At 68.5% G+C, this 21,317-nt stretch carries 21 protein-coding genes; 7 read left to right on the top strand and 14 right to left on the bottom strand.

All coding sequences use genetic code 11. From position 1 onward, the window contains the following. The first annotated feature begins 78 nt into the window (after positions 1–78). Both Q0Z44_RS00235 and Q0Z44_RS00230 read left to right on the top strand, forming a co-directional pair. The gene (locus tag Q0Z44_RS00235; protein WP_298008382.1) at positions 79–1,695 is read left to right on the top strand and encodes a FecR domain-containing protein; all 1,617 of its coding nucleotides are present in this window, start codon (positions 79–81) and stop codon (positions 1,693–1,695) included. A 27-nt stretch (positions 1,696–1,722) separates the two neighbouring features. Then, a complete protein-coding gene (locus tag Q0Z44_RS00230; RefSeq protein WP_298008379.1) occupies positions 1,723–4,170 on the top strand; it encodes a CHASE2 domain-containing protein in 2,448 nt (815 codons plus the stop codon). Between the two features lie 24 nt (positions 4,171–4,194). On the opposite strand, the gene Q0Z44_RS00225 is transcribed toward Q0Z44_RS00230, so the two are convergent. From Q0Z44_RS00225 to Q0Z44_RS00170, 12 genes are all read right to left on the bottom strand, one after another. Then, positions 4,195–4,779, bottom strand: coding sequence for a CBS domain-containing protein (locus Q0Z44_RS00225; RefSeq protein WP_298008376.1), 585 nt, complete (start codon positions 4,777–4,779; stop codon positions 4,195–4,197). Positions 4,780–4,992: 213 nt separating this feature from the next. Continuing rightward, a complete protein-coding gene (hisF, locus tag Q0Z44_RS00220; protein WP_109035417.1) occupies positions 4,993–5,772 on the bottom strand; it encodes an imidazole glycerol phosphate synthase subunit HisF in 780 nt (259 codons plus the stop codon). Further along, complete coding sequence (gene hisA / locus Q0Z44_RS00215) at positions 5,772–6,518, bottom strand: 1-(5-phosphoribosyl)-5-[(5-phosphoribosylamino)methylideneamino]imidazole-4-carboxamide isomerase (protein WP_298008372.1); 747 nt, start codon at positions 6,516–6,518, stop codon at positions 5,772–5,774. Before hisA ends, hisF begins: the two co-directional genes overlap by 1 nt. 78 nt (positions 6,519–6,596) lie before the next feature. Next, positions 6,597–7,283: an imidazole glycerol phosphate synthase subunit HisH gene (gene hisH, locus Q0Z44_RS00210; RefSeq protein ID WP_298008369.1), complete on the bottom strand. Its 687-nt coding sequence runs from the start codon at positions 7,281–7,283 to the stop codon at positions 6,597–6,599. A gap of 30 nt (positions 7,284–7,313) precedes the next feature. After that, complete coding sequence (hisB, locus tag Q0Z44_RS00205; protein ID WP_298008366.1) at positions 7,314–7,934, bottom strand: imidazoleglycerol-phosphate dehydratase HisB; 621 nt, start codon at positions 7,932–7,934, stop codon at positions 7,314–7,316. Continuing rightward, positions 7,931–9,076, bottom strand: coding sequence for a histidinol-phosphate transaminase (hisC, locus tag Q0Z44_RS00200; protein ID WP_298008363.1), 1,146 nt, complete (start codon positions 9,074–9,076; stop codon positions 7,931–7,933). The genes hisB and hisC overlap by 4 nt, the downstream gene beginning before the upstream one ends. Beyond that, entirely contained in the window at positions 9,076–10,398 is a 1,323-nt protein-coding gene (gene hisD, locus Q0Z44_RS00195; RefSeq protein WP_298008359.1) for a histidinol dehydrogenase, read from the bottom strand. The genes hisC and hisD overlap by 1 nt, the downstream gene beginning before the upstream one ends. A gap of 105 nt (positions 10,399–10,503) precedes the next feature. Further along, positions 10,504–11,154 carry an ATP phosphoribosyltransferase gene (gene hisG / locus Q0Z44_RS00190; protein ID WP_109035407.1) on the bottom strand — a complete coding sequence of 217 codons (651 nt, stop codon included), beginning with the start codon at positions 11,152–11,154 and terminating at the stop codon, positions 10,504–10,506. Positions 11,155–11,159: 5 nt separating this feature from the next. Further along, a complete protein-coding gene (gene murA, locus Q0Z44_RS00185) occupies positions 11,160–12,458 on the bottom strand; it encodes a UDP-N-acetylglucosamine 1-carboxyvinyltransferase (protein WP_298008355.1) in 1,299 nt (432 codons plus the stop codon). Positions 12,459–12,595: 137 nt separating this feature from the next. After that, positions 12,596–12,844, bottom strand: a complete 249-nt coding sequence (locus Q0Z44_RS00180) for a BolA family protein (RefSeq protein ID WP_298008352.1) — start codon at positions 12,842–12,844, stop codon at positions 12,596–12,598. Positions 12,845–12,880: 36 nt separating this feature from the next. Further along, positions 12,881–13,654, bottom strand: coding sequence for an ABC transporter permease (locus tag Q0Z44_RS00175; protein ID WP_298008349.1), 774 nt, complete (start codon positions 13,652–13,654; stop codon positions 12,881–12,883). Continuing rightward, positions 13,651–14,583, bottom strand: coding sequence for an ABC transporter ATP-binding protein (locus Q0Z44_RS00170; protein ID WP_298008346.1), 933 nt, complete (start codon positions 14,581–14,583; stop codon positions 13,651–13,653). The genes Q0Z44_RS00175 and Q0Z44_RS00170 overlap by 4 nt, the downstream gene beginning before the upstream one ends. A 155-nt stretch (positions 14,584–14,738) precedes the next feature. Between Q0Z44_RS00170 and Q0Z44_RS00165 the strand changes: the two genes are divergently transcribed. Then, positions 14,739–15,005: an acyl-CoA-binding protein gene (locus Q0Z44_RS00165; RefSeq protein ID WP_298008343.1), complete on the top strand. Its 267-nt coding sequence runs from the start codon at positions 14,739–14,741 to the stop codon at positions 15,003–15,005. Between the two features lie 3 nt (positions 15,006–15,008). Here Q0Z44_RS00165 and Q0Z44_RS00160 read toward each other — a convergent pair whose 3' ends face one another. Beyond that, complete coding sequence (locus Q0Z44_RS00160) at positions 15,009–15,317, bottom strand: polyhydroxyalkanoic acid system family protein (RefSeq protein ID WP_159098871.1); 309 nt, start codon at positions 15,315–15,317, stop codon at positions 15,009–15,011. A 163-nt stretch (positions 15,318–15,480) separates the two neighbouring features. On the opposite strand from Q0Z44_RS00160, the gene Q0Z44_RS00155 reads away from it, so the two are divergent. The 4 genes from Q0Z44_RS00155 (at position 15,481) to Q0Z44_RS00140 (ending at position 20,361) form a co-directional block, all read left to right on the top strand. Then, entirely contained in the window at positions 15,481–16,719 is a 1,239-nt protein-coding gene (locus tag Q0Z44_RS00155; RefSeq protein WP_298008336.1) for a M20 aminoacylase family protein, read from the top strand. 54 nt (positions 16,720–16,773) lie between these two features. Then, positions 16,774–17,328 carry a PEP-CTERM sorting domain-containing protein gene (locus tag Q0Z44_RS00150; RefSeq protein WP_298008333.1) on the top strand — a complete coding sequence of 185 codons (555 nt, stop codon included), beginning with the start codon at positions 16,774–16,776 and terminating at the stop codon, positions 17,326–17,328. A gap of 142 nt (positions 17,329–17,470) precedes the next feature. After that, positions 17,471–19,657: a phosphocholine-specific phospholipase C gene (locus Q0Z44_RS00145; RefSeq protein WP_298008330.1), complete on the top strand. Its 2,187-nt coding sequence runs from the start codon at positions 17,471–17,473 to the stop codon at positions 19,655–19,657. A gap of 23 nt (positions 19,658–19,680) precedes the next feature. Beyond that, positions 19,681–20,361: a PEP-CTERM sorting domain-containing protein gene (locus tag Q0Z44_RS00140; RefSeq protein WP_298008327.1), complete on the top strand. Its 681-nt coding sequence runs from the start codon at positions 19,681–19,683 to the stop codon at positions 20,359–20,361. Between the two features lie 31 nt (positions 20,362–20,392). Here Q0Z44_RS00140 and modD read toward each other — a convergent pair whose 3' ends face one another. Continuing rightward, a complete protein-coding gene (gene modD, locus Q0Z44_RS00135; protein WP_298008324.1) occupies positions 20,393–21,241 on the bottom strand; it encodes a ModD protein in 849 nt (282 codons plus the stop codon). Positions 21,242–21,317: the final 76 nt, after the last annotated feature.

Here is a 21,317-nt window from a genome sequence, read left to right as displayed (position 1 = left end):
GCGTCCTTGGGCATCCGCTAAGCTCGCCAGATGGCGTATTTCCACCCCCTCCCCGGCCGGGTCCTGACGCTGGCGGGAATGCTGCTGGCACTGGCTCCGTGCAGCCAGGCCACCCCCCCCGCCCCGACTGCCGACACGCTGATCTACGAAACGCGCGAAGGCGACACGCTCATCGCGCTCGGCGAGCGCCTGCTGGCCAGACCGCAGGATTGGCGCCAGGTGGCCGCGCTCAACCGGATCGAGGCCCCGCGTCGCATTCCGGTGGGCACGCGCCTGCGTTTCCCTGTCCGCCTGCTGAAGCACGAGCCGCGTGACGGCACGGTGCTGGCGGCCGTGGGTGACGCGAGCCTGCAGGCCCCGGACGGCGCACCGCGCAGCATCCGCCAGGGCGATGCCTTGCCGCCGGGCAGCGTGGTGCGCACAGCGGGCAATGGCTATGTCACGGTGAAGCTGGCCGACGGCTCGGTGTTGCGCATCCAGGCCGACACCGAGGCGCGGCTCGACACCTCGCGTCAGTACCAGCAAGCCGGTTTCTTCGCTTCGGTGTGGGAGGTCGTTCGCGGCCGTGTCGAAGCCTTGGTGACCCACATGACCGGGGGCGAACCGCGCTTTCAGGTCAAGACACCGCAGGCCGTGCTGGGCGTGCGCGGCACGGAGTTCCGCGTGGACGCCGATGCGACCCGCGGCCAGACACGTGGCGAGACCCTTACCGGGGCCGTTGCCGTACAGGGTGGTCGGGGCGAAACGCTGGTGCGTGCCGGCTTCGGCACCGTGGCCCAGGCGGGCATGGCGCCGGTCCCAGCCCGCCCTCTGCCAGTGGCACCGGACGTTGCGGGCCTGCCTGCGCTTCAGGAACGCATCCTCGTGCGCTTTCAGTTGCCCTCGGTGCCCCAGGCCGTGGCCTACCGGGGACAGGTGGCCGAAGACGAGCAGTTCCAGATCGTCCGGGGCGAGGTGACGAGCGACACCCCGCAACTTCGCTTCGCCGATCTGCCCGACGGCGATTACGTGCTGCGTGCACGCGCCATCGACGCGCAAGGCCTGGAGAGCCCTGACGCCATCCACCGATTCAAGTTGAAGGCCCGCCCCGAGGCGCCGATTGCGGCCACGCCGGCCCCTGGCTCGAAGTGGCGAACGGCCTCGGTGCCGCTGGCATGGGCCGCCCACCCGAAGGCTTGGCGCTACCGTGTGCAGGTGGCCACCGCGGCCGACTTCCAGTCGCCGCTGCTCGACCGGGAGGACCTGACCGAGACCGCGCTGGACGTGTCCCTGCCGCCGGGTGACTATCACTGGCGCGTGGCAACCACGGCCGCCGGCTCCGACCGGGGGCCCTGGGGCGATCCACTGCGGTTCTCGGTGCGGCCCCAGCCCGCCGCCTTGCCGGCCCCCCAGGTCACCGACGACACCCTGGCCTTCCAGATGCAGGGCGAACCGGGCCAGGTGTTCGAGTTGCAACTCGGGCGCGACACCGGCTTCCAGTCGCTCGCAGCCACGCAGCGCAGTGGCGACGCCCGCATCGTGCTGCCCAAACCCCAGGAAGGGGGGCTGCTTCACGTGCGCTACCGCGCCATCGACCCCGACGGCTTCATCGGACCGTGGACGGCCCCTCAGCAGTTGGTCCTGCCCGCCTGTGTGCGCAGCGGAACGGGCGAGTGCCTTGGCGCCAGCGGTCGTTTCGCCGTGTCGCCGCCCTGACGTGCCTGAACTGCCTTGCCGCACAGCATGACGCCCGCCATCGACCGGGCAGCGCGAACCGCCGACCCCACGTGGCAGCGTGAATGGCGTTGGCTGAGCCTGGTGCTGGCCGTCCTCGCAGGCTGGGCCAGTTGGGGCCACTGGACCTGGAGACTGGACCAGACGGTGCACGACGCCGCACAGCTCACGTGGACACGCAGCGCGCCGGACGACATCGTCATCGTCGCCATTGACGACGCCAGCCTCGAAGCGATCGGCCGCTGGCCGTGGCGCCGGGCCATCCACGCCCAGGCGCTGACCCTCATCACCGAGGCCCGCCCTCGGTCGGTGCTCTACAACCTGCTGATGACCGAGCCTGACAGCGACCCCGCGCAGGACCAGTTGATGAGCGAGGCCCTGGCCCGCAGCGCCCGGGTGGTCCTGCCTGTCGGCCACGCCGTGAACAGCCTGGGCCAGGGGCACGAACTGCTCCCCCTGCCCGCCTTCCGCGCCCATGCGCTGCTGGCGCACGCCGACGTGACGCTGGACGTCGATGGCGTGCTGCGGCACGCGTGGCTGCATGCCGGCACCCGCAGCGCCGGCTACCCGCACCCTGCCCTGGCGCTGATGCAGGTCGGCAGCGCCGGCGATCAGGGCACCTCCCGCCTTCAGCGCGCAGACACGCCACAGACGCTGCACCCCGCGCCAACGGAGTCTGCGCCCGAGGCGGGATGGTTGCACACGGACCGCATGGCCATCCGCTTTCTCGGCCCGCCGGGTCGGATCCGGCACGTGTCCATGGCGGCCCTGCTGCGCGGCGAGGTGCCTGCCCGCACCTTCACCGGGCGCGATGTGCTGATCGGGGTGACGGCACGCGGCCTGGCCGACACCTTTCTGACCCCTGTGACCAGCCAGAGCACCGGCATGCCCGGCGTCGAGGTGACGGGCCAACTGCTGGCCAACCTGCGCCACGACGGCGCCCTGTTCACGGTACCCCGCCCCATTCAGGCCGCGATCGCAGCCACGCTGGTGTTGCTGCTCGGCTGGTCGTTTCAGACCGTCACCCCACGCAAGGCGCTGGCCCACGCCGTCGCGCTGTCGGCGGGCGCACTCACGGGGTCGTGGCTGCTCATGGCCTTCGACATCTGGTGGGCGCCCTTCAGCACCGTGCTCGTCGCCATGCTGGCTTACCCCGTCTGGAGCTGGCGGCGTCTGGAGGCGACGGCGCACGCCCTGCAGGACGAGCTCGACCTGATCGCGCAGGCCCCCCTCGGGACAACGGGACAGCGCCCCGCCCCGAAGGCAGGGGATCTGCTGGACCAGCGCACCGCGGCGCTGCGCCAGGCCGGCGCCCAACTCCGTGAAGCGCGGCAACTGCTGGCCGACACGTTGACCGCCCTGCCCGATGCCGTGCTGGTGACCGATGCCGATGGCCGCGTGACGCAGGCCAACCACCAGGCCGCGGTGATGGGGGGTCTCGATGGATCGACCGCGATCCTCGGTCGACCGCTCACTGCGGTGCTGGCCGCCCTGACGCCGGTCGAGGCACCTTCGTGGGACCTGCTGTTCCAGCGCGTGGCGTCCCAACCGGGCCGCGGCATCGCAGACGACGAGATGCCCCAGCCGTCTCCTGTGACCACCGAGGCGAGCGGCCCCCATGGTCGCCAGTACCTGGTTCACCTCGTGCCGATGCGCGCGCCTGCAGGACCGGACGACGAGGACGTCTGGCCGGATGAGGTCCCACGCCTTGGCGGGGTGATCGTGTGCGCCACCGACGTGACCGAGTTGCGCCACGCCGAGATGCAGCGCCAGGAGTTGATGGCCTTCATCGCGCATGACATCCGCTCGCCCCAGGCTTCGCTGCTCGCCCTGGTCGAACTGCAGCAGATGGGGCATGGGCCCAGCCCCGACGAGGCGCTGCAGCACATCGAAAGCCTGGCACGCAGTACGCTGGACCTGTGCGAGGAGCTGCTGCAGGTGATGCGCGCCGAGAACCGCCCCGTCACCCTGCAGCGCACCGACCTGCACTCTCTGGCCGACGAGTGCATCGACGAAGTGAGCCTGCGCGCGCAGCTGAAGGACATCACGCTGCAGCGCACCTGGGACGGAGAACGCCGCCAGCCGGCTGTGGTGGACGACTACCTGGTGCACCGCGCCCTCGTGAACCTCCTGGGCAATGCCGTCAAATTCGGCCCGGCGCACAGCACTGTCACCGTGAGCATCGCCACTCAGGAAGGCCACCATGTGATCGCCGTCGAGGACCAGGGCCCCGGCATCCCGACCTCCGAACTGGGCCGCCTGTTCCGGCGCTATGAGCGGGGCGAACAAGGGCGCCCGGCGCGTCTGCCACCCGGGATCGGCCTGGGGCTCGTGTTCATCGACACGGTGGCCCGGCGCCATGGCGGACGCGTGGTGGTCGACAACCGGCCGGGCTCCGGCGCCCGCTTCGCGCTGTGGCTGCCTGTCGCTTCAGCCGCCCCCACCGCCGCGGGTTGAACGGTGGGACAGCAGCTGGCCATCTCAGTGCGCCAGGGCCTGCTCCAGTTCCGCAAAGCTGCGTGAGTGCCGGTCCGGCTCGATGGCGGTGCGCATGGCCATCTCCAGCCGGCTTGCCGAGAACAGGCCCCGCAGGGTCACCTCGCTGCCCTTGCGCTGCGTGACGATCAGGTAGCGCAAACCATGCTCCTGAAGGGTGGCGGCCACGTCGCCCAGGCTGGCATGACGCACGCGGTGCAGGTCCACCGTTTCCCAGAGGTGCACCGGGGTCATGACGTCGGCCAGGGTGAGTTCACGGTGTGGCACGTGGTGGCTGGACGCCCTCAGCACGGGACGCTCACCCTGGATGTCCTCGGCTGTGGCCATGCCCACCAGCTTGCCGTCGGCGCCTGACACGAACACCATCCGCACCCCCGCGCGCATCATCAGATGCAGGGTCTGCGGAAGACCATCGAGGTGACTGGCGACCACACAGGGGCCGTGGTGCAGGTCGGTGATCAGGCTGAGGGCCGGGTCTTCCGGGCGCGCCGCGCGCACGACGCGCGGCAAGGTCGGGGCCTGAGAAAGGCCCGAGAGCTCAAGCGGCTTGAAACCATGACGAGCTGGCATGTCACGCTCCTTCCACGCTGGTCCGGTGTTCTGGCGGCCTGACCTGCCAGCCTGACAGGGCCTGTGGCACAGGACACCGGTGATGCCTGAGTGGACCGTACGCCGACCATGCCGGCGCCGCCATCAGGCAAACCATGAGAGAAACGGACAACGTGACGGACTGCACGTCCGCTGCGCGGTCGGCCTCACCACAGCGGCGAGGCCCGTGGAGCGTCAGAGGCGCACGGGGATGCCGCGCCGGGCCATCACGGCCTTGGCCTCACCGACGGTGTACTCACCGTAGTGGAAGATGCTGGCGGCCAACACGGCATCGGCACCGCCCTGCTGCACGCCATCAGCGAGGTGGTCGAGGTTGCCCACGCCGCCCGACGCGATCACTGGCACGCCCACCGCGTCACTGACGGCGCGGGTCAGGGCCAGGTCGAAGCCGGACTTGGTGCCGTCGCGGTCCATGCTGGTCAACAGGATCTCGCCGGCGCCGTGCTCGGCCATCTGCTTTGCCCAGGCCACAGCGTCGAGCCCGACGTTCTTGCGTCCGCCGTGGCTGTAGACGTCCCAGCCCTCGCCGCGCGCAGCCAGGTCATCGCCCTGGCGCTTCTTGGCGTCGATGGCCACGACGATGCACTGCGAGCCGTACTTGTCGGACGCATCGCGGATGACCTGCGGGTTGGCGATGGCAGCCGAGTTGAAGCTGACCTTGTCCGCGCCGGCGTTCAGCAGGCGACGCACGTCTTCAACCGTGCGCACGCCCCCACCCACGGTGAGCGGGATGAAGACCTGCGAGGCCACGGCCTCGATGATGTGCAGGATCAGGTCGCGACCGTCGCTGGTGGCGGTGATGTCGAGGAAGGTCAGTTCGTCGGCGCCCTGCTCGTTGTAGCGCGCCGCGATCTCGACCGGGTCACCGGCATCCCGCAGCTCGACGAAGTTGACGCCCTTCACGACACGCCCGCCCGTCACGTCCAGGCAGGGAATGATCCGTTTGGCCAGCATCAGAGGCCGCCGTTGAGGTCGTCGGCGCGCTTCTGGGCCAGCGCGAAATCGAGGTCACCGCTGTAGATGGCACGGCCGCAGATCACGCCTTCGACGCCCTCGCCTTCGACGGCACAGAGCTGCTCGATGTCAGCCAGGTTGGACAGGCCGCCCGAGGCAATCACGGGCACGGTGAGCGCCTGGGCCAGCTTGACGGTGGCCTCGATGTTGATGCCCGAGAGCATGCCGTCGCGGCCGATGTCGGTGTAGATCACGCCTTCGACGCCGTAGTCCTCGAACTTCTTGGCCAGGTCCACCACCTCGTGGCCGGAGAGCTTGCTCCAGCCATCGGTCGCGACCTTGCCGTCCTTGGCATCCAGCCCCACGATGATGTGCCCGCCGAACGCCGAGCAGGCGTCTTTCAGGAAGCCCGGGTTCTTGACGGCCGCCGTGCCGATGATGACGTAGCTCAGGCCGTCATCCAGGTAGCGCTCGATGGTGTCGAGGTCACGGATGCCGCCGCCGAGTTGCACGGGGATCTCGTCACCGACCTCCTTGATGATGGCCTTGATCGCGGCCTCGTTCACCGGCTTGCCGGCAAACGCCCCGTTCAGGTCCACCAGGTGCAGACGGCGCGCGCCGGCATCCAGCCAGCGCCGCGCCATGGCGGCCGGGTCCTCTCCGAAGGTGGTGGAGTCGTTCATGTCGCCTTGCTTGAGGCGAACACACTTGCCGTCTTTGAGGTCAATCGCAGGGATCAGCAGCATGGCAGTCGTGCCAGAGTGGAGGGAAGAAAACGGAGCACATTGTGGGCGAAGATCCCTGCCACTCGGCAGGGAGCGACGTCACGGCTTCCAGAGAAGGAAATTGCGGTACAGGGCCAGGCCGTGTTCGGCGCTCTTTTCCGGGTGGAACTGCGTGGCAAAAATGTTATCCCGGGCCACCGCGCAGGTAAAGCGCACACCGTAGTCGGTTTCACCGGCGCTGTGTTGGGGATTGTCGACAACAGCATGGTAGCTGTGGACGAAATAGAAGTAGCTGCCGTCGGGCACGCCGGCCCACACGGGATGCGGCTCACCGCCCCACACGCCCGCGTGGCGCGACTGGTAGACGCGGTTCCAGCCCATCTGGGGCACCTTGTAGCGGCTGCCGTCGGGCTGGGTCTGGCCTCCGAGGCGGAAGCGGATCACCTTGCCGGGGATCAGCCCCAGGCCGGGCGTGTCCTGCTCTTCGGAGTGGTCCAGCAGCATCTGCATGCCCACGCACACGCCCATCAGCGGCTTGGTGGCCGCAGCATCCAGCACGGCGCCGAACAGGTCGCCACCGTGGGCTTCGCGCAGTTCGCGCATGCAGTCGCGCATGGCCCCCTGGCCCGGCAGCACGACGCGCTGGGCGGCTTTCACGACAGCCGGGTCGTTGGTGACGACGACGTTCAGGTCCAGGTCCTTGGCCGCGTGCTCGACGGCCTGGGACACGGAACGGAGGTTGCCCATGCCGTAATCGATGACGGCAACGGTCGGGGTCTGGCTCATGGGGTCAGAGGGCGATCGGGGCAGACAGGCTCACAGCGAGCCCTTGGTGGACGGGATGATGCCGGCCATGCGGGGGTCGCGCTCGAGCGCGCCGCGCAGGGCCCGGGCAAAGGCCTTGAACACGGTCTCGCACTGGTGGTGCGCGTTCGTGCCCTTGAGGTTGTCGATGTGCAGGGTCACGCCGGCGTGGTTCACGAATCCCTGGAAGAACTCGAACGTGAGCTGGGTGTCGAAGCCGCCGATGCTGCCCGCGGTGAACGGGATGTGCATGTGCAGACCCGGGCGGCCGGAGAAGTCGATGACCACACGCGACAGGGCCTCGTCGAGTGGCACGTAGGCGTGGCCGTAGCGGCGGATGCCCTTCTTGTCGCCCACAGCCTTGGCAAAGGCCTGGCCCAGCGTGATGCCGACGTCTTCGACGGTGTGGTGGCCGTCGATGTGAAGATCGCCCACCGCATGGATGTCGAGGTCGATCAGCCCGTGGCGGGCGATCTGGTCGAGCATGTGGTCGAAGAAGCCGATGCTGGTGTGCAGCTTGGCCGCCCCTGTGCCGTCGAGGTTGACGCGCACGGTGATCTGGGTTTCGGCGGTGTTCCGGGTGACTTCGGCCACGCGGTCGGTGCAGGCAGGCACCTGGTCGGGAGCGTTCATGCTTGAGGGGCGTTCAGGGGTTCGCTCAGCACCTCGCGCAGCGCGGCGATGAGCGCGTCGTTTTCCGCGGGCAGGCCCACGGTCAACCGGACACAGTTTGCCAGCAAACCATGCAGGCCTGCGACATTTTTGATCAGGATCCCACGCGCTTTCAGAGCCTGAAAGACCGCGGCCGCGTCAGGGACGCGCACGAGGATCATGTTGGCTTCGCTGGGGAAGGCACGGGCCGTCGGCATCGCGGCCAGCGCGGCCATGAGGCGCTGGCGCTCGGCCTTGATGACCTCGGCCTGGCGCGCGAACTCGTCGGCGTGGTCGAGCGCGAACAAGGCGGCCTCGGTGTTGAGCACGCTGATGTTGTACGGCGGGCGCACCTTGTCGACCTGCTCGATCAGGTCGGCGCGGCCCGTCATGTAGCCCAGGCGGATACCGGCCAGGCCGAACTTGCTGAGTGTGCGCATCAGCAGCACATGCGGGTGCGCCGCGACGCGGGGCAGCCAGCTGCGGCAGGCAAAGGGCTGGTAGGCCTCGTCGATGATGACCAGGCCTGGGTGGCCGGCGGCGGCGTTGTCGGCCACGGCCTGCACCACGCGGTCGATCGCAGCATCGTCCCACAGGTTGGCTGTGGGGTTGTTGGGGTAGGCGATGAAGGTCAGCGCCGGGCGGTGCTGTGCAATGGCCGCCACCATGGCGTCGGCATCGAGCTCGAACTCGGCGGTGAGCGGCACGCCCACGAACTGCATGCCAGCGATCTGCGCCGACACGGCATACATCACGAAGCCGGGCACGGGCGCCAGCACCGTGGCGCCGGGGCGGGCACAGGCGGTGCACAGCAGGCTGATCAGTTCATCCGAGCCATTGCCCAGCACCAGCCCCATGTCGGCCGGGATGCCGGCGTGGGCGCGCAGCGCGGCATGCAGGTCGTTGATGCGCGGGCCGGGGTAGCGGTTCAGGGCCAGCGGGCTCAGGCGACGACCCAGCTCGTCCTGCAGCGCGGGCGGCAGGGCGAACGGGTTTTCCATCGCGTCGAGCTTGATGTAGCCGGCCGCATCCTGCACGTGGTAGGCGTGCATGGCACGCACGTCATCGCGGAAGACGGCCTGGAGGGCGTCGGCCTGCACCGGAGTCTGCGAAGCGAGGGCCATCACTGACCGCCGTCCTTCAGGCGCAGTTCGGCGGCACGGGCGTGGGCCTGCAGGCCTTCGCCATAGGCCAGCACCGCCGCCGTCTTGCCCAGGGTCTGGGCGCCGGCTTCGCTCACCTCGATCAGGCTGGAGCGCTTCTGGAAGTCGTAGACGCCCAGCGGCGACGAGAAGCGGGCCGTGCCCGAGGTGGGCAGCACGTGGTTGGGGCCGGCGCAGTAGTCGCCCAGCGATTCGCTGGTGTACGCACCCAGGAAGATGGCGCCGGCATGCTTGAGCAGCGGCTCCCACTTGCTGGGCTCGTTGCTGCTCACTTCCAGGTGCTCGGGCGCAATGCGGTTGCTGATGGCGCAGGCCTCTTCCATGCTGCGGGTGTGGATCAGCGCGCCGCGCCCTTCCAGCGAGGCGCGGATGATCTCGGCGCGCGGCATGGTGGGCAGCAGGCGGTCGATGGCTTCCTGCACCCGGGTGATGTAGGCCGCATCGGGGCACAGCAGGATGCTCTGCGCCAGCTCGTCGTGCTCGGCCTGGCTGAACAGGTCCATGGCGACCCAGTCGGGCGGCGTGGTGCCGTCGGCCAGCACGAGGATCTCGCTGGGGCCGGCAATCATGTCGATGCCGACCTCACCGAACACGCGGCGCTTGGCACTGGCCACGTAGGCGTTGCCCGGGCCGGTGATCTTGTCGACCTTGGGCACGGTGCGCGTGCCGTAGGCCAGCGCGGCCACGGCCTGGGCGCCCCCGATGGTGAAGGCGCGGCTGACACCCGCCACGTAGGCGGCGGCCAGCACCAGCGGGTTCTTCTCGCCACGCGGCGTGGGCACAACCATGATGATCTCTTCGACGCCGGCCACGTGGGCGGGGATCGCGTTCATCAGCACGGACGACGGGTAGGCGGCCTTGCCGCCGGGCACGTAGATGCCGACGCGGTCCAGCGGCGTGACCTTCTGGCCCAGCAGCGTGCCGTCTTCGTCGCGGTAGGCCCAGCTCAGGCCGCAGGCCTGCTTCTGGCGCTCGTGGTAGCTGCGCACGCGCTGCGCGGCCGATTCGAGCGCGGTGCGCTGTTCGGCGGGCAGGCTGTCGAAGGCGGCTTTCAGTTCGGACTGGCCCAGTTCGAGCGCGGCCATGCCGGGTACGCTCAGGCCGTCGAACCGGGCGGTGTACTCGAGCACGGCTTCGTCGCCGCGCAGGCGCACATCGGCCAGGATGGCGGCCACGCGGTCTTCGATGGCCGTGTCGGTCTCGGCCGACCAGTGCAGCACCTGCTTGAAGGCGGCTTCGAAGTCGGACTGGGTGGTGGCGAGGTGGCGGATCTGGACTGTCATGGTCTCGAGGATCTCAGAAAACGACCGGCTGGGGACGGGGCTGGCGATGGCTTGTCTCGATCAGCGCCTTAGCGGAAACCGAACACCCCTGCCCCACGGCCCGCATCAACGCGGAATAGCGGATTCGAAGGCCTGGATCATGGCGCGCAGCGGCTCACGCTTGAGCTTGAGCGAAGCCTGGTTGACCACCAGCCGCGAGCTGATGTTCATGATCTGCTCGACCTCGACCAGCTTGTTGGCCTTCAGCGTGCTGCCGGTGGAGACCAGGTCGACGATGGCATCGGCCAGGCCGGTCAGCGGCGCCAACTCCATCGAGCCGTACAGCTTGATGAGGTCGACGTGCACGCCCTTGTTGGCAAAGTGCTCGCGCGCGATGGTCGTGTACTTGGTCGCCACACGGATGCGCGAGCCCTGGCGCACGGCGGCTTCGTAGTCGAAGTCGGCGCGCACGGCCACGCTCATGCGGCACTTGGCGATGTTCAGGTCCAGCGGCTGGTACAGGCCGGTGTCGGCTTCGCCGGCGGCGTGCTCGATCAGCACGTCCTTGCCGGCCACGCCCAGGTCGGCGCCGCCGTGGGCCACGTAGGTGGGCACGTCGGTGGCCCGCACCAGCACCACGCGCACGTCGTCACGGGTGGTGGGCAGGATGAGCTTGCGGGACTTCTCCGGGTCTTCGGTCACCTGGATGCCGGCGGCGGCCAGCAGCGGCAGGGTCTCTTCGAAGATGCGGCCCTTGGACAACGCGAGGGTGATCATGTGTTTCAGCCCTTCACGCGTTCGATGTCGGCACCGATGGCGAGCAACTTGGCTTCCATGCGGTCGTAGCCCCGGTCGAGGTGGTAGATGCGGTCGACCAGCGTCTCGCCTTCGGCCACCAGGCCAGCGATCACGAGGCTGGCCGAGGCGCGCAGGTCGGTGGCCATCACGGTGGCACCCGACAGCTTGGGCACGCCGGTGACGACCGCGCTGTGCCCGTCGACCTCGATCTTCGCGCCCAGGCGGATCAGCTCGTTGACGTGCATGAAGCGGTTTTCGAAGATGGTCTCGTGGATGGCGGCCGTGCCATCGGCCACGCAGTTGAGCGCCATGAACTGGGCCTGCATGTCGGTCGGGAAGCCGGGGTGCTCCTTGGTGCGGAAGCCCACGGCCTTCGGGCGGCCGGTGCCCTGCACGCGGATGAAGTCAGCCCCCACATCGATGGTGACGCCGGCTTCGCGCAGCTTGTCGATCACGGTCTCGAGCAGATCGCCGTTGGTGCGACGCAGGGTCACGTCGCCGCCGGCCGCGCCCACGGCGCACAGGAAGGTGCCCGTTTCGATGCGGTCGGGAATGATCTGGTGGGCCTGCGCCAGCGGCAGCCCGTGCAGGCGCTCGACACCCTGGATGCGGATGCGGTGCGTGCCCTGCCCTTCGATCTTCGCGCCCATGGCGATCAGCAGGTTGGCGAGGTCGACGATTTCCGGCTCCAGCGCGGCGTTCTCGAGGATGGTCTCGCCCTCGGCGAGCGTCGCAGCCATCATCAGGTTTTCGGTGCCCGTGACCGTGACCATGTCGGTGGTGATGCGCGCGCCCTTGAGGCGACCGGGCTGGCCGTCTGCGCCGGCCGGCGTACGCGCCTCGATGTAGCCGTGCTCGACCGTGATCTGCGCGCCCATGGCCTGCAGACCCTTGATGTGCTGGTCGACGGGGCGCGAGCCGATGGCGCACCCACCCGGCAGCGACACGCGGGCGCGGCCGAAGCGCGCCAGCAGCGGGCCCAGCACCAGGATGGAGGCACGCATGGTCTTGACCAGCTCGTAGGGCGCCTCGGGGTTGTCGACCTTGCCTGCATCCAGGACCATCGTGCTGGCGTCATCGGCCCGGCGCTCGGCCGTCACGCCCATGTTGGCCAACAACTTGAGCGTGGTGTTGACGTCCTGCAACTGCGGCACGTTGGCCAGCGCCACCGGCTCGGCGCTGAGCAGCACGGCGCACAGGTCAGGCAGGGCCGCGTTCTTGGCACCGGAGATGATGACGTCGCCTTGCAGGCGGCGGCCGCCGCGGATCAGGAGTTTGTCCATGAAAGCACAAAGGGCGCGAAGCCGCCGCCCATGCGGAGGTCGCGCCTTGCAGAAAAGTGGTCGATGAAGGGCCGAAGCCTGTGTTCGGATCCGCGTCAGTCGGTGTCAGCCTGCTGGCCCGGACCGCGCGGAGCGGCTCACTTGGCCGGGGTTGCCCACTCGGCCGGGGTCAGTGTCTTCATCGACAGGGCGTGGATCTGAGCCCGCATTCTATCGCCCAGGGCCTGGTAGACCCGCTGGTGGCGTGCAATGCGGGACTTGCCTTCGAACTCGGTCGAGACGATGGTCGCGAAAAAGTGCTGTCCGTCGCCGTCCACCTCAAGGTGTTCGCAGGGCAGGCCTTCGGCGATGTAGTCACGGACTTCGGTGGGCGTGGGATTGGCCATGTCGGGCACCTTCAGGATCTGGAATGGAGAAACGGCTCAGTTGCGAATCTTGTAGCCGGTGCGCAGCAGGCGCAGGGCCACAAGGGAGACGCCACATGCGGCACCGCCGACCACCGCCAGGCTGAGCCAGGGACTGACGTCGCTGACGCCGAAAAAGCCGCGGCGGAAGCCGTCGATCAGGTAGAAGAACGGGTTGAGGTGCGAAATGCCCTGCCAGAACGGCGGCAGCGAATGCACCGAATAGAACACGCCCGACAGGAAGGTCATCGGCATGATGATGAAGTTCTGGAAGGCGGCCATCTGGTCGAACTTGTCGGCCCACAGCCCGGCAATCAGGCCGAGCGCGCCCAGCAGCGTGCCGCCCAGCAGGGCGAACACGAGGGTCCACACCGGCTCGGCCAGCCCCGGCGGCGCAAACCAGGCCGTCGCCAGAAACACGCCGGCACCCACGGCCAGCCCGCGCACGAGCGAGGCTCCTACATAGGCCAGGAACCACGCCCGGTGTGACAGCGGCGTGAGCAGCACGAACACCAGGTTGCCGGTGATCTTGCTCTGGATCAGCGAGGACGAACTGTTGGCGAAGGCGTTTTGCAGCACGCTCATCATCACCAGCCCCGGGATCAGGAAGCGTGTGTAGCCCACGCCTTCGAACACCTCGACGTGGTCTTCCAGCACGTGGCCGAAGATGAGCAGGTAAAGCACGGCCGTGAGGACCGGCGCGCCCACGGTCTGGAAGCTGACCTTCCAGAACCGCATCACTTCCTTGACGAACAGCGGGCGAGCGCCCTGAACGGTGTCGAGCCAGCTCATGCGTGCACCTCCTGCGAGGCCTCGGCACCGCGGCCATGCATGATGGCGAGGAACACGTCCTCCAGATCGGCCCGCCCCATTTCGAGGTCTTCGACCGGACAGCCGGCCTGACGCAGCGCGGCCAGCACGGACTCGACCTCGACGGCGTCGCGGGCCGGGATCTGCACGATGCGCCCGGTGATGCGGGCCCTGTCGGCCAGCGCAGGCGGCAAGGCGCCGTCGGTCTTGAAGCGCAGCATGGTGGAGGCCGTGCGGGCCAGCAGGGCCGAGGTGCGGTCGAGCGCCACCAGCTGGCCCTGTTTCAGCATGCCGATGCGCTGGCACAGGGCCTCGGCTTCCTCCAGATAGTGGGTGGTCAACAGCACGGCGTGCCCCTGCTTGTTGAGGCGGGCGATGAACTGCCACAGCGTCTGGCGCAGTTCCACGTCGACACCGGCCGTCGGCTCATCGAGCACGATGACGGGCGGGCGGTGCACCAGCGCCTGCGCCACGAGCACCCGGCGCTTCATGCCACCCGACAGCTGGCGCATGTTGGCGTCGGCCTTGTCGCTCAGGCCCAAGTGGGCGAGCAGTTCATCGATCCAGTCGTCGTTGCGGCGCAGCCCGAAGTAGGCGCTCTGCAGGCGCAGCGTCTCTCGCACAGAGAAGAAAGGGTCGAAAACCAGCTCCTGCGGGACGACGCCCAGGGCACGGCGGGCGGCGGCGTAGTCGCTCACGACATCGTGCCCCTGCACCCGCACAGTGCCCTTGCTGGCACGGGCGAGGCCGGCCAGGATGCTGATCAGCGTCGTCTTGCCGGCGCCGTTGGGGCCCAACAGGCCAAAGAACTCGCCTTCGCCGATGTCGAAGCTGACGTCCCGCAGCGCGTGGACGGTGCGACCGGCCGACACGAAGGACTTGCTGATGTGCTGAAAGGAAACGGCGCTCATGAGGGGGCCGATTCTAGGCGCAGCCCCTTGCCCCGCGCTGAACCACTGTTTTGAGGGGAGCAGTCCTTCGGCACGGGACAAACCAGTGGTACTTACTGGTACAGCGCTTTAACATCGCGCCGTTTCCATTCCATGCTGACCTGAGGAGTTCCGCCATGTCTGACCTGCAAGCCCGTTTCGAACAGGCCGTCGTCGAATCCAAGCAACTGACCAGCAAGCCCGACAACAACACCCTGCTGCAGATCTACTCGCTGTTCAAGCAGGGCAGCGCCGGCGATGTGCAGGGCGACCGCCCCGGCATGATGGACTTCGTGGGCCGCGCCAAGTACGACGCCTGGGCGGCCCTCAAGGGCAAGGGCCAGGCGGAGGCGCAGCAGGCCTACATCGACCTGATCGCCTCGCTCAAGGCCCGTCAGGCCTGAGCTTCATGCCTGGGCGCCCGACGCCTTGTCGATGATGCGGCCGAGGTTCTTCGCGACCTCGGCTTCGATCATGGGCTTGAAGGCGGCCATCATCAGGCCCAGCTTCACCACGAGCTCGAACCGCGTGCCGGTGACGGTCATCGTGCCCGTGACCCCCATGCGCTCAAAGGTCAGCACGTCCTGCTCGGCGCCTTCGGCGTGCTGGCACTCAAGCCCCATCTGACGCGCCGCGCCATTGGCCCATTCCTTGGCCAGCTCGCGCGCCTTCTCCAGGCCGAGGGTGTGGTCGCGTTCGTAACGCACTTCGCTCATCGTGAGGGTCTCCTTCTGTGGGATCACCGGGGCAGACATCGCCCCGGCGAACACACTATACGGAGATCCGGACGTGCCACGGCGCCGCCGGGCGTTGAACGCAGCGCGCCAGCCTCGGCCCGGCAGGTAAGATTCCCGCATCGCGTCGCCTGCTGTCCAGACCATGTCCACCACCCTGCCCGACCTTGCCGACCGACTGCTGCCCGATGTGGCCCGCCACTCGGCCGACATCCAGGCCTTGCGCCGCGACCTGCACGCACACCCGGAACTGTGTTTTGAAGAGGTGCGGACCAGCGACCTGGTGGCCGACACGCTGACGGGCTGGGGCGTCGAGGTGCACCGCGGCCTGGGCAAGACCGGTGTGGTGGGCGTGATTCAGGGCCGGCCTGGTCCGCGTGCGATCGGCCTGCGCGCCGACATGGACGCGCTGCCCATGACCGAGCACAACACGTTTGCGCACGCCAGTCGCCACCCCGGCCGCATGCACGCCTGCGGCCACGATGGACACACGGCCATGCTGCTGGCAGCCGCGCGCCATCTGGCATCGAACCGCGACTTCGAGGGCACGGTGTACCTGGTGTTCCAGCCGGCCGAGGAAGGCGGCGGAGGCGCGCGCGAGATGATCCGCGACGGGCTGTTCGAGCGCTTCCCGATGGACGCCATCTTCGGCATGCATAACTGGCCGGGCCTGCCGGCCGGCACGTTCGCCATCAAGGATGGCCCCTGCTTTGCATCGAGCAACGACTTCACCATCCGCATCGAGGGCAAGGGCTGCCATGGCGCCATGCCGCACCTGGGGATCGACCCCGTACCGGTGGCGTGCCAGTTGGTGCAGGCCTTCCAGACCATCCTCACGCGCAACTTGAAGCCCGTGGAAACGGGCGTGATCTCGGTGACGATGATCGAAGCAGGCGAAGCCACCAACGTGATCCCTGAAGCGGTGACGATGCGGGGCACGGTACGGACCTTCACGCACGAGGCCCTTGATCTGATCGAGCAGCGCATGCGCGAGATCACGACGCAGTTGTGCGCCGCCTTCGGCACACAGGCGCACTTCGACTTCGACCGCAACTACCCGCCCACCATCAACCATCCCCAGGAGACGGCGTTCGCGCGGCGGGTGATGGCCGAGGTGGTCGGGCCGGAACGCGTGCAGGCCTTCGAGCCCACGATGGGTGCCGAGGACTTCAGCTTCTTCCTGCAGCACAAGCCCGGGGCGTACTTCGTCATCGGCAATGGCGACGGCGCACACCGCGAAGGCGGGCACGGCCTGGGGCCCTGCATGCTGCACAACCCGAGCTACGACTTCAACGACGCGCTGATCCCGGTGGGCGCGACGTTCTGGGTGGCATTGGCCCGCCGTTGGCTCAGTTTGGGGGTTGGCAAGCCGACCTCACCCTGATACGGTGAAGTCGCCCCTGATTCGAGGGGCGCATCAACATCACAGGGGATTCACATGACGCTTGTCTCCAAGCTGGCTCGCACCAGCCTGGCCGCGCTGGGCGTGGCCGCCGCATTCAATGCCCATGCCGTCACGGCCGCCGACCTTCAGGGCACCTGGACCGGAACCTGGAACATCACCGACTGGTACGACGGTGAGACCAAGGTGGAAGGTGATCCGTTCAGTGCGGCCGTCACCCTGGTGGTGACCGGACTGGTCGGGGGCACCTACGGCACGGTGAGCGTGGACGTGCCGGATGCGATCGGCGACGATTACACGGGCGTCATCACGGCGATCGGGCCGGACGCTCCGGGGAGCGCCGTTCAGATCGACATCGCCTATCCCTCACTCTTCGATGGGACGGCCGCCCGGTTGAGCGGCACCCTCTCGGGTCTCACGCTCACAGGCCTGTACGAAGAGCTGAACATCCCGGTCGAGAACTACGTTCACTGGGCGGGCAACATCACGTTGACCACCCCGGTGCCCGAACCGGGCAGCATTGCCCTCGCCGTCGCTGGCCTGGGCGCGGTGTGCTGGCGCCAGCGCCGTCGTCTGGCGGCCGCTGCCTGACGTGCCTCACTGACCGATCTTCCCCCAGGTCGATCGGCCCAGACGCCATCCATCGGCGTTTCAAGGTCGGTTTCTAGAGTGGCAGGAAGCCCCGCCTCGAAGGCGGGTTCCCTTCCTCCAGCCCCTCCAGGGACCGACTTTCATGAATCAGCAAGACCGCCGCAGTTTTCTGCGCAACATCGGCTCGGCCGTCGGCGCCAGTGCCGCCCTTGCCAGCTTTCCGCCTGCCATCCAGCGCGCCCTGGCCATCCCGGCCAATCAGCGCACGGGTACGATCCACGATGTCGAGCACATCGTGATCCTCACGCAGGAAAACCGCTCGTTCGACCACTACTTCGGCACCCTGGCCGGCGTGCGCGGCTTCGGTGACCCGTTCCCGGTGCCTGTCGTCGACCGCGTGGGCACCTTCGCGCGCAAATCGGTCTTCGTGCAGCCCATTGGTGGTGGCGCCCCTGTGCCCGGCCGCCCGAACTGGGGCAGCAACCGCGCCGCGATCGCCCCCTTCCACCTCAACACCGAGCAGGACTTCTCGGTGATGCGCGTGTCCGGCACGCCGCACTCGTGGACGGATGCCCAGGCCGCCTGGGACCACGGCCGCATGAACAACTGGCCCAAGGCCAAACAGAACCATTCGCTGGGCTACTTCAAGGAAAGCGACCTGCCCTTCCAGTTCGCCCTGGCACGCGCCTTCACGCTGTGCGACCACTACCACTGCGCCACGCAGACCGGCACGAACACCAACCGTCTCTTCCTCTGGACGGCGCACAACGACCCGCTGGCGCGCGATGGCGGCCCCTCGACGGACAACAGCCACGACTGGTTCAACTCGGACCCCACCACCGACTACACCTGGATGACCTACGCCGAGCGGCTGCAGGATGCGGGCGTGAGCTGGCAGGTCTACCAGAACATGGCCGACAACTTCACCGACAACTCGCTGGCAGGCTTCCGCGCCTTCCGCGACGCCTGGTACATGCGCCCCGGTTACTCGCAGGCCCTGCGTGACCGCGGCGTCAGCACGCGCGACCTCGACATGCTGAAGGCCGACGTGCTGGCCAACCGCCTGCCGCAGGTGAGCTGGATCGTCGCCACGGCCGAAGGCTCGGAGCACCCGGGTCCCTCCAGCCCGGCACAGGGCGCCGACTACACCGCCCGGGTGCTGGACGCCCTGACGGCCAACCCCGAGGTCTGGAGCAAGACGGTCCTGATCATCAACTTCGATGAGAACGACGGGTTCTTCGACCACATGCCGCCGCCGGCACCGCCCTCTTATCTGAGCTACCACGCCGACCCGGCCCAGGCGCGGCTGGCGGGCGCCTCGACCGTCGACACCACCGGCGAGTACCACCATCACCTCAACGGCTCCGATCCGCAATACCACCATCGGCCTTACGGCTTCGGCCCCCGCGTGCCGATGTACGTGGTCTCGCCGTGGACCAAGGGCGGCTGGGTGAACTCACAGGTGGCAGACCACACCTCGGTGATCCGCTTCATCGAAGCGCGATTCGGTGTGGCCGAACCGATGATCTCCGCGTGGCGACGCACGGTGAGCGGCGACCTGACCAGCTGCTTCGACTTCGCCAACCCGGAGGACAGCGCCTTCGTGAACGCCTTGCCGGCCACCGAGACCCGCCGACTGCGCGCCCTGGCCCTGCCGAGCACCAAGACACCGGCCACGCCCACCACGCTGATCGCCCCCGAGCAGGACCGCGGCGTGCGCCCGGCCCGCGCGCTGCCCTACGACCTGCAGGCCCACGCCACGGTCAACAACCAGGGCGTGACGCTGCGCTTCGAGAACCATGGCGAAGCCGGTGCCGTCTTCCATGTCTACAACCGCCGCGCACTGACCGAGGTGCCCCGCCGCTACACGGTCGAGCCGGGCCGTCACCTCGAAGACCGTTGGGTGGTGACCCCGGGCAACCCATACGACCTGTGGATCCTCGGCCCGAACGGCTGGCACCGCCACGTCACAGGCACGGTGCCGGGCGCCAGCGCCGCCGTGCCGGTGCCTTCGGTGACGGTGTCCAGCGACCGGACCAACGCCGAGCTCGTCGTCACCCTGCGCAACGACGGCACCGTGCCCGCCACCTTCAGCCTGCGCACGCTGCGCTATGAAGACGGCGCGGCCCAGGAGGTGACGGTGCCCGCACGCGGCACCCACACGCTGCGCCGCCCGCTGCCTGACCACTGCTGGTACGACCTCAGCGTGCGCGTGCCGCAGCTGGCGGGCTGGAGCCGCCGCTTTGCCGGCCACTTGGAAACGGGCGCGCCCTCGGTCAGCGACCCGGCCATGGGCGGCATCGCCATCCTCGATCAATACACGGTCTGACGTTCACTCCATCACGAATCACCATGAAGCACTTCAAGCACCTCTTCCTGGCCAGCCTGCTGGCCACCGCCTTCAGCGCGCAGGCCGCCGCCACACTGGGCAGCAACCTCATCGTCAACGGCGATGCCGAGTCCGGCACGGCCGGCTGGGAGCTGTTCGACGGCCACGACCTCTTCCAGTCCGTGTCTTACGGCAGCAACTGGGTCCTGCCGACCCAGCCCGGCCCCGCAGACCGCGGCAGCAAGATGTTCGCTGGTGTCGGCGCGCAGAGCGCGGGGTATCAGTTGGTCGAGCTGGGTTCGCTGTCGGGTCAGCCCCTGCAGTACTCGCTGAGCGGCTGGCTGGGCGGCTGGCTGGCGCAGCAAGACAACGCGCTGCTGTACGTCTCGTTCCTGGACAGCACCTCGACCGAGATCGGCCACGCCGCACTCGGCCCCTTGATGCCAGCCGACCGCAACAACCAATCGGGCCTGTTCTTCCGCGAAAACAGCGGTCTGCTGCCCGTGGGCACGATGTCGGTGATGTTCTCGCTGTCGATGGAGCGCCTGTCGGGCGGCGACAACGACGGCTACGCCGACAACCTGTCCTTCGTGCTGCAAGCTGCCCCGGTGCCCGAGCCGTCCGAGCACCTGCTGGCCCTCGCCGGGCTGGGTGTGATGGGTGTCGCCAGCGTGATGCGCCGCGCGCGTCGTCAGGCCGCCTGATCGCAGCAGGCCGGCGCGCACTGCACCGGCCTCACACATCACGCGAGAAGCGCACCTCCACATCGCGCGGGGGTGCGTGGCATGGCACCGATGACACCAGCACATCGGCGCCAGCCTCGGCATAGGCCACCGCGTTGTCGCCGTCGACGCCGCCAGACACGACCAGCATGGGATGCAGGCGGCTGGTGTGCAGGGCCAGCCTGCAGGCGCGCACGGCCTCGGGAGTAAAGCGCTCGAGCTGCAACACATCGGCGCCCGAGGCGGCCAGCGCCAGCGCCTCTTCCATCGCACCGCACTCGGCCACGAGCCGCTTTTGCGGCTGCAGCTTGCGCAGGCGGCCCACGGTGTCATCCAGGCTGTGCTCGTCGGTGAACAGCCGGTGCTCGGGACACAGCAGCAGCGACTCCGACAGCCCCAGCCGATGCATGGTGCCGCCACCGGCCTGCACCGCCTTGGCCATCCAGGCCCGTGTCCCCGGAAAGGCAGGGCCCGCGCACGCCAGCGCCTGGCCGCAACCCGCTGCTCGCAACACGGTCACGATGCGGGCCACTTCACTGGCCACGCCGCTGCTGCAGGCCACCAGCGCCTGTGCCACCTTCCACGCCAGCAACACGGCGGGCGCCGGCCCGTGCGCCGTGAGCAACTCGGCGCCCGCCAACACATGGCGCCCCGTCGGGGTCAGCACGTGTGCCTCGGCCCCGCACAACTCGAACAGCCGGACGGCCTCCTCGCTGCCACACACCGTCATCGGCTGGCGCGCCGCGAACACCACCCGGCCCGTCAGCCCCTGCAGGCCGAGGCTGTCCGTGGTGAGGTCCCCGTACGGAGCGTCTTCAAGCAGCAGCGCCTGCAGCGCGGCGTCGTGGAGCACGGCGGGCATGGTTCCTCCTCATGGCGATGCATCGCCTGCATGGTCGCACCGAGGCAGACACCCTTTCTTGCGCTGGGCCAATCCG

Origin of the sequence: uncultured Aquabacterium sp., assembly GCF_947366995.1 — a bacterium.
GTDB lineage: Bacteria > Pseudomonadota > Gammaproteobacteria > Burkholderiales > Burkholderiaceae_C > Aquabacterium.
The sequence above is the reverse complement of the archived record's forward strand: the minus strand, read 5'-3'. Positions and strand labels throughout refer to the sequence as shown.

Excerpts from the sequence above, each read along its gene's own strand:
- hisD (WP_298008359.1), bottom strand. The coding sequence starts at position 10,398 with ATGACAGTCCAGATCCGCCACCTCGCCACCACCCAGTCCGACTTCGAA.
- Q0Z44_RS00170 (WP_298008346.1), bottom strand. The coding sequence starts at position 14,583 with ATGAGCGCCGTTTCCTTTCAGCACATCAGCAAGTCCTTCGTGTCGGCC.
- murA (WP_298008355.1), bottom strand. The coding sequence starts at position 12,458 with ATGGACAAACTCCTGATCCGCGGCGGCCGCCGCCTGCAAGGCGACGTC.
- Q0Z44_RS00140 (WP_298008327.1), top strand. The coding sequence starts at position 19,681 with ATGAAGCACTTCAAGCACCTCTTCCTGGCCAGCCTGCTGGCCACCGCC.
- hisF (WP_109035417.1), bottom strand. The coding sequence starts at position 5,772 with ATGCTGGCCAAACGGATCATTCCCTGCCTGGACGTGACGGGCGGGCGT.
- Q0Z44_RS00155 (WP_298008336.1), top strand. The coding sequence starts at position 15,481 with ATGTCCACCACCCTGCCCGACCTTGCCGACCGACTGCTGCCCGATGTG.
- Q0Z44_RS00180 (WP_298008352.1), bottom strand. The coding sequence starts at position 12,844 with ATGGCCAATCCCACGCCCACCGAAGTCCGTGACTACATCGCCGAAGGC.
- modD (WP_298008324.1), bottom strand. The coding sequence starts at position 21,241 with ATGCCCGCCGTGCTCCACGACGCCGCGCTGCAGGCGCTGCTGCTTGAA.
- hisB (WP_298008366.1), bottom strand. The coding sequence starts at position 7,934 with ATGAACGCTCCCGACCAGGTGCCTGCCTGCACCGACCGCGTGGCCGAA.
- Q0Z44_RS00165 (WP_298008343.1), top strand. The coding sequence starts at position 14,739 with ATGTCTGACCTGCAAGCCCGTTTCGAACAGGCCGTCGTCGAATCCAAG.
- Q0Z44_RS00145 (WP_298008330.1), top strand. The coding sequence starts at position 17,471 with ATGAATCAGCAAGACCGCCGCAGTTTTCTGCGCAACATCGGCTCGGCC.
- hisH (WP_298008369.1), bottom strand. The coding sequence starts at position 7,283 with ATGAGCCAGACCCCGACCGTTGCCGTCATCGATTACGGCATGGGCAAC.
- Q0Z44_RS00150 (WP_298008333.1), top strand. The coding sequence starts at position 16,774 with ATGACGCTTGTCTCCAAGCTGGCTCGCACCAGCCTGGCCGCGCTGGGC.
- Q0Z44_RS00230 (WP_298008379.1), top strand. The coding sequence starts at position 1,723 with ATGACGCCCGCCATCGACCGGGCAGCGCGAACCGCCGACCCCACGTGG.
- Q0Z44_RS00235 (WP_298008382.1), top strand. The coding sequence starts at position 79 with ATGCTGCTGGCACTGGCTCCGTGCAGCCAGGCCACCCCCCCCGCCCCG.
- Q0Z44_RS00160 (WP_159098871.1), bottom strand. The coding sequence starts at position 15,317 with ATGAGCGAAGTGCGTTACGAACGCGACCACACCCTCGGCCTGGAGAAG.
- hisG (WP_109035407.1), bottom strand. The coding sequence starts at position 11,154 with ATGATCACCCTCGCGTTGTCCAAGGGCCGCATCTTCGAAGAGACCCTG.
- Q0Z44_RS00225 (WP_298008376.1), bottom strand. The coding sequence starts at position 4,779 with ATGCCAGCTCGTCATGGTTTCAAGCCGCTTGAGCTCTCGGGCCTTTCT.
- hisA (WP_298008372.1), bottom strand. The coding sequence starts at position 6,518 with ATGCTGCTGATCCCTGCGATTGACCTCAAAGACGGCAAGTGTGTTCGC.
- Q0Z44_RS00175 (WP_298008349.1), bottom strand. The coding sequence starts at position 13,654 with ATGAGCTGGCTCGACACCGTTCAGGGCGCTCGCCCGCTGTTCGTCAAG.
- hisC (WP_298008363.1), bottom strand. The coding sequence starts at position 9,076 with ATGGCCCTCGCTTCGCAGACTCCGGTGCAGGCCGACGCCCTCCAGGCC.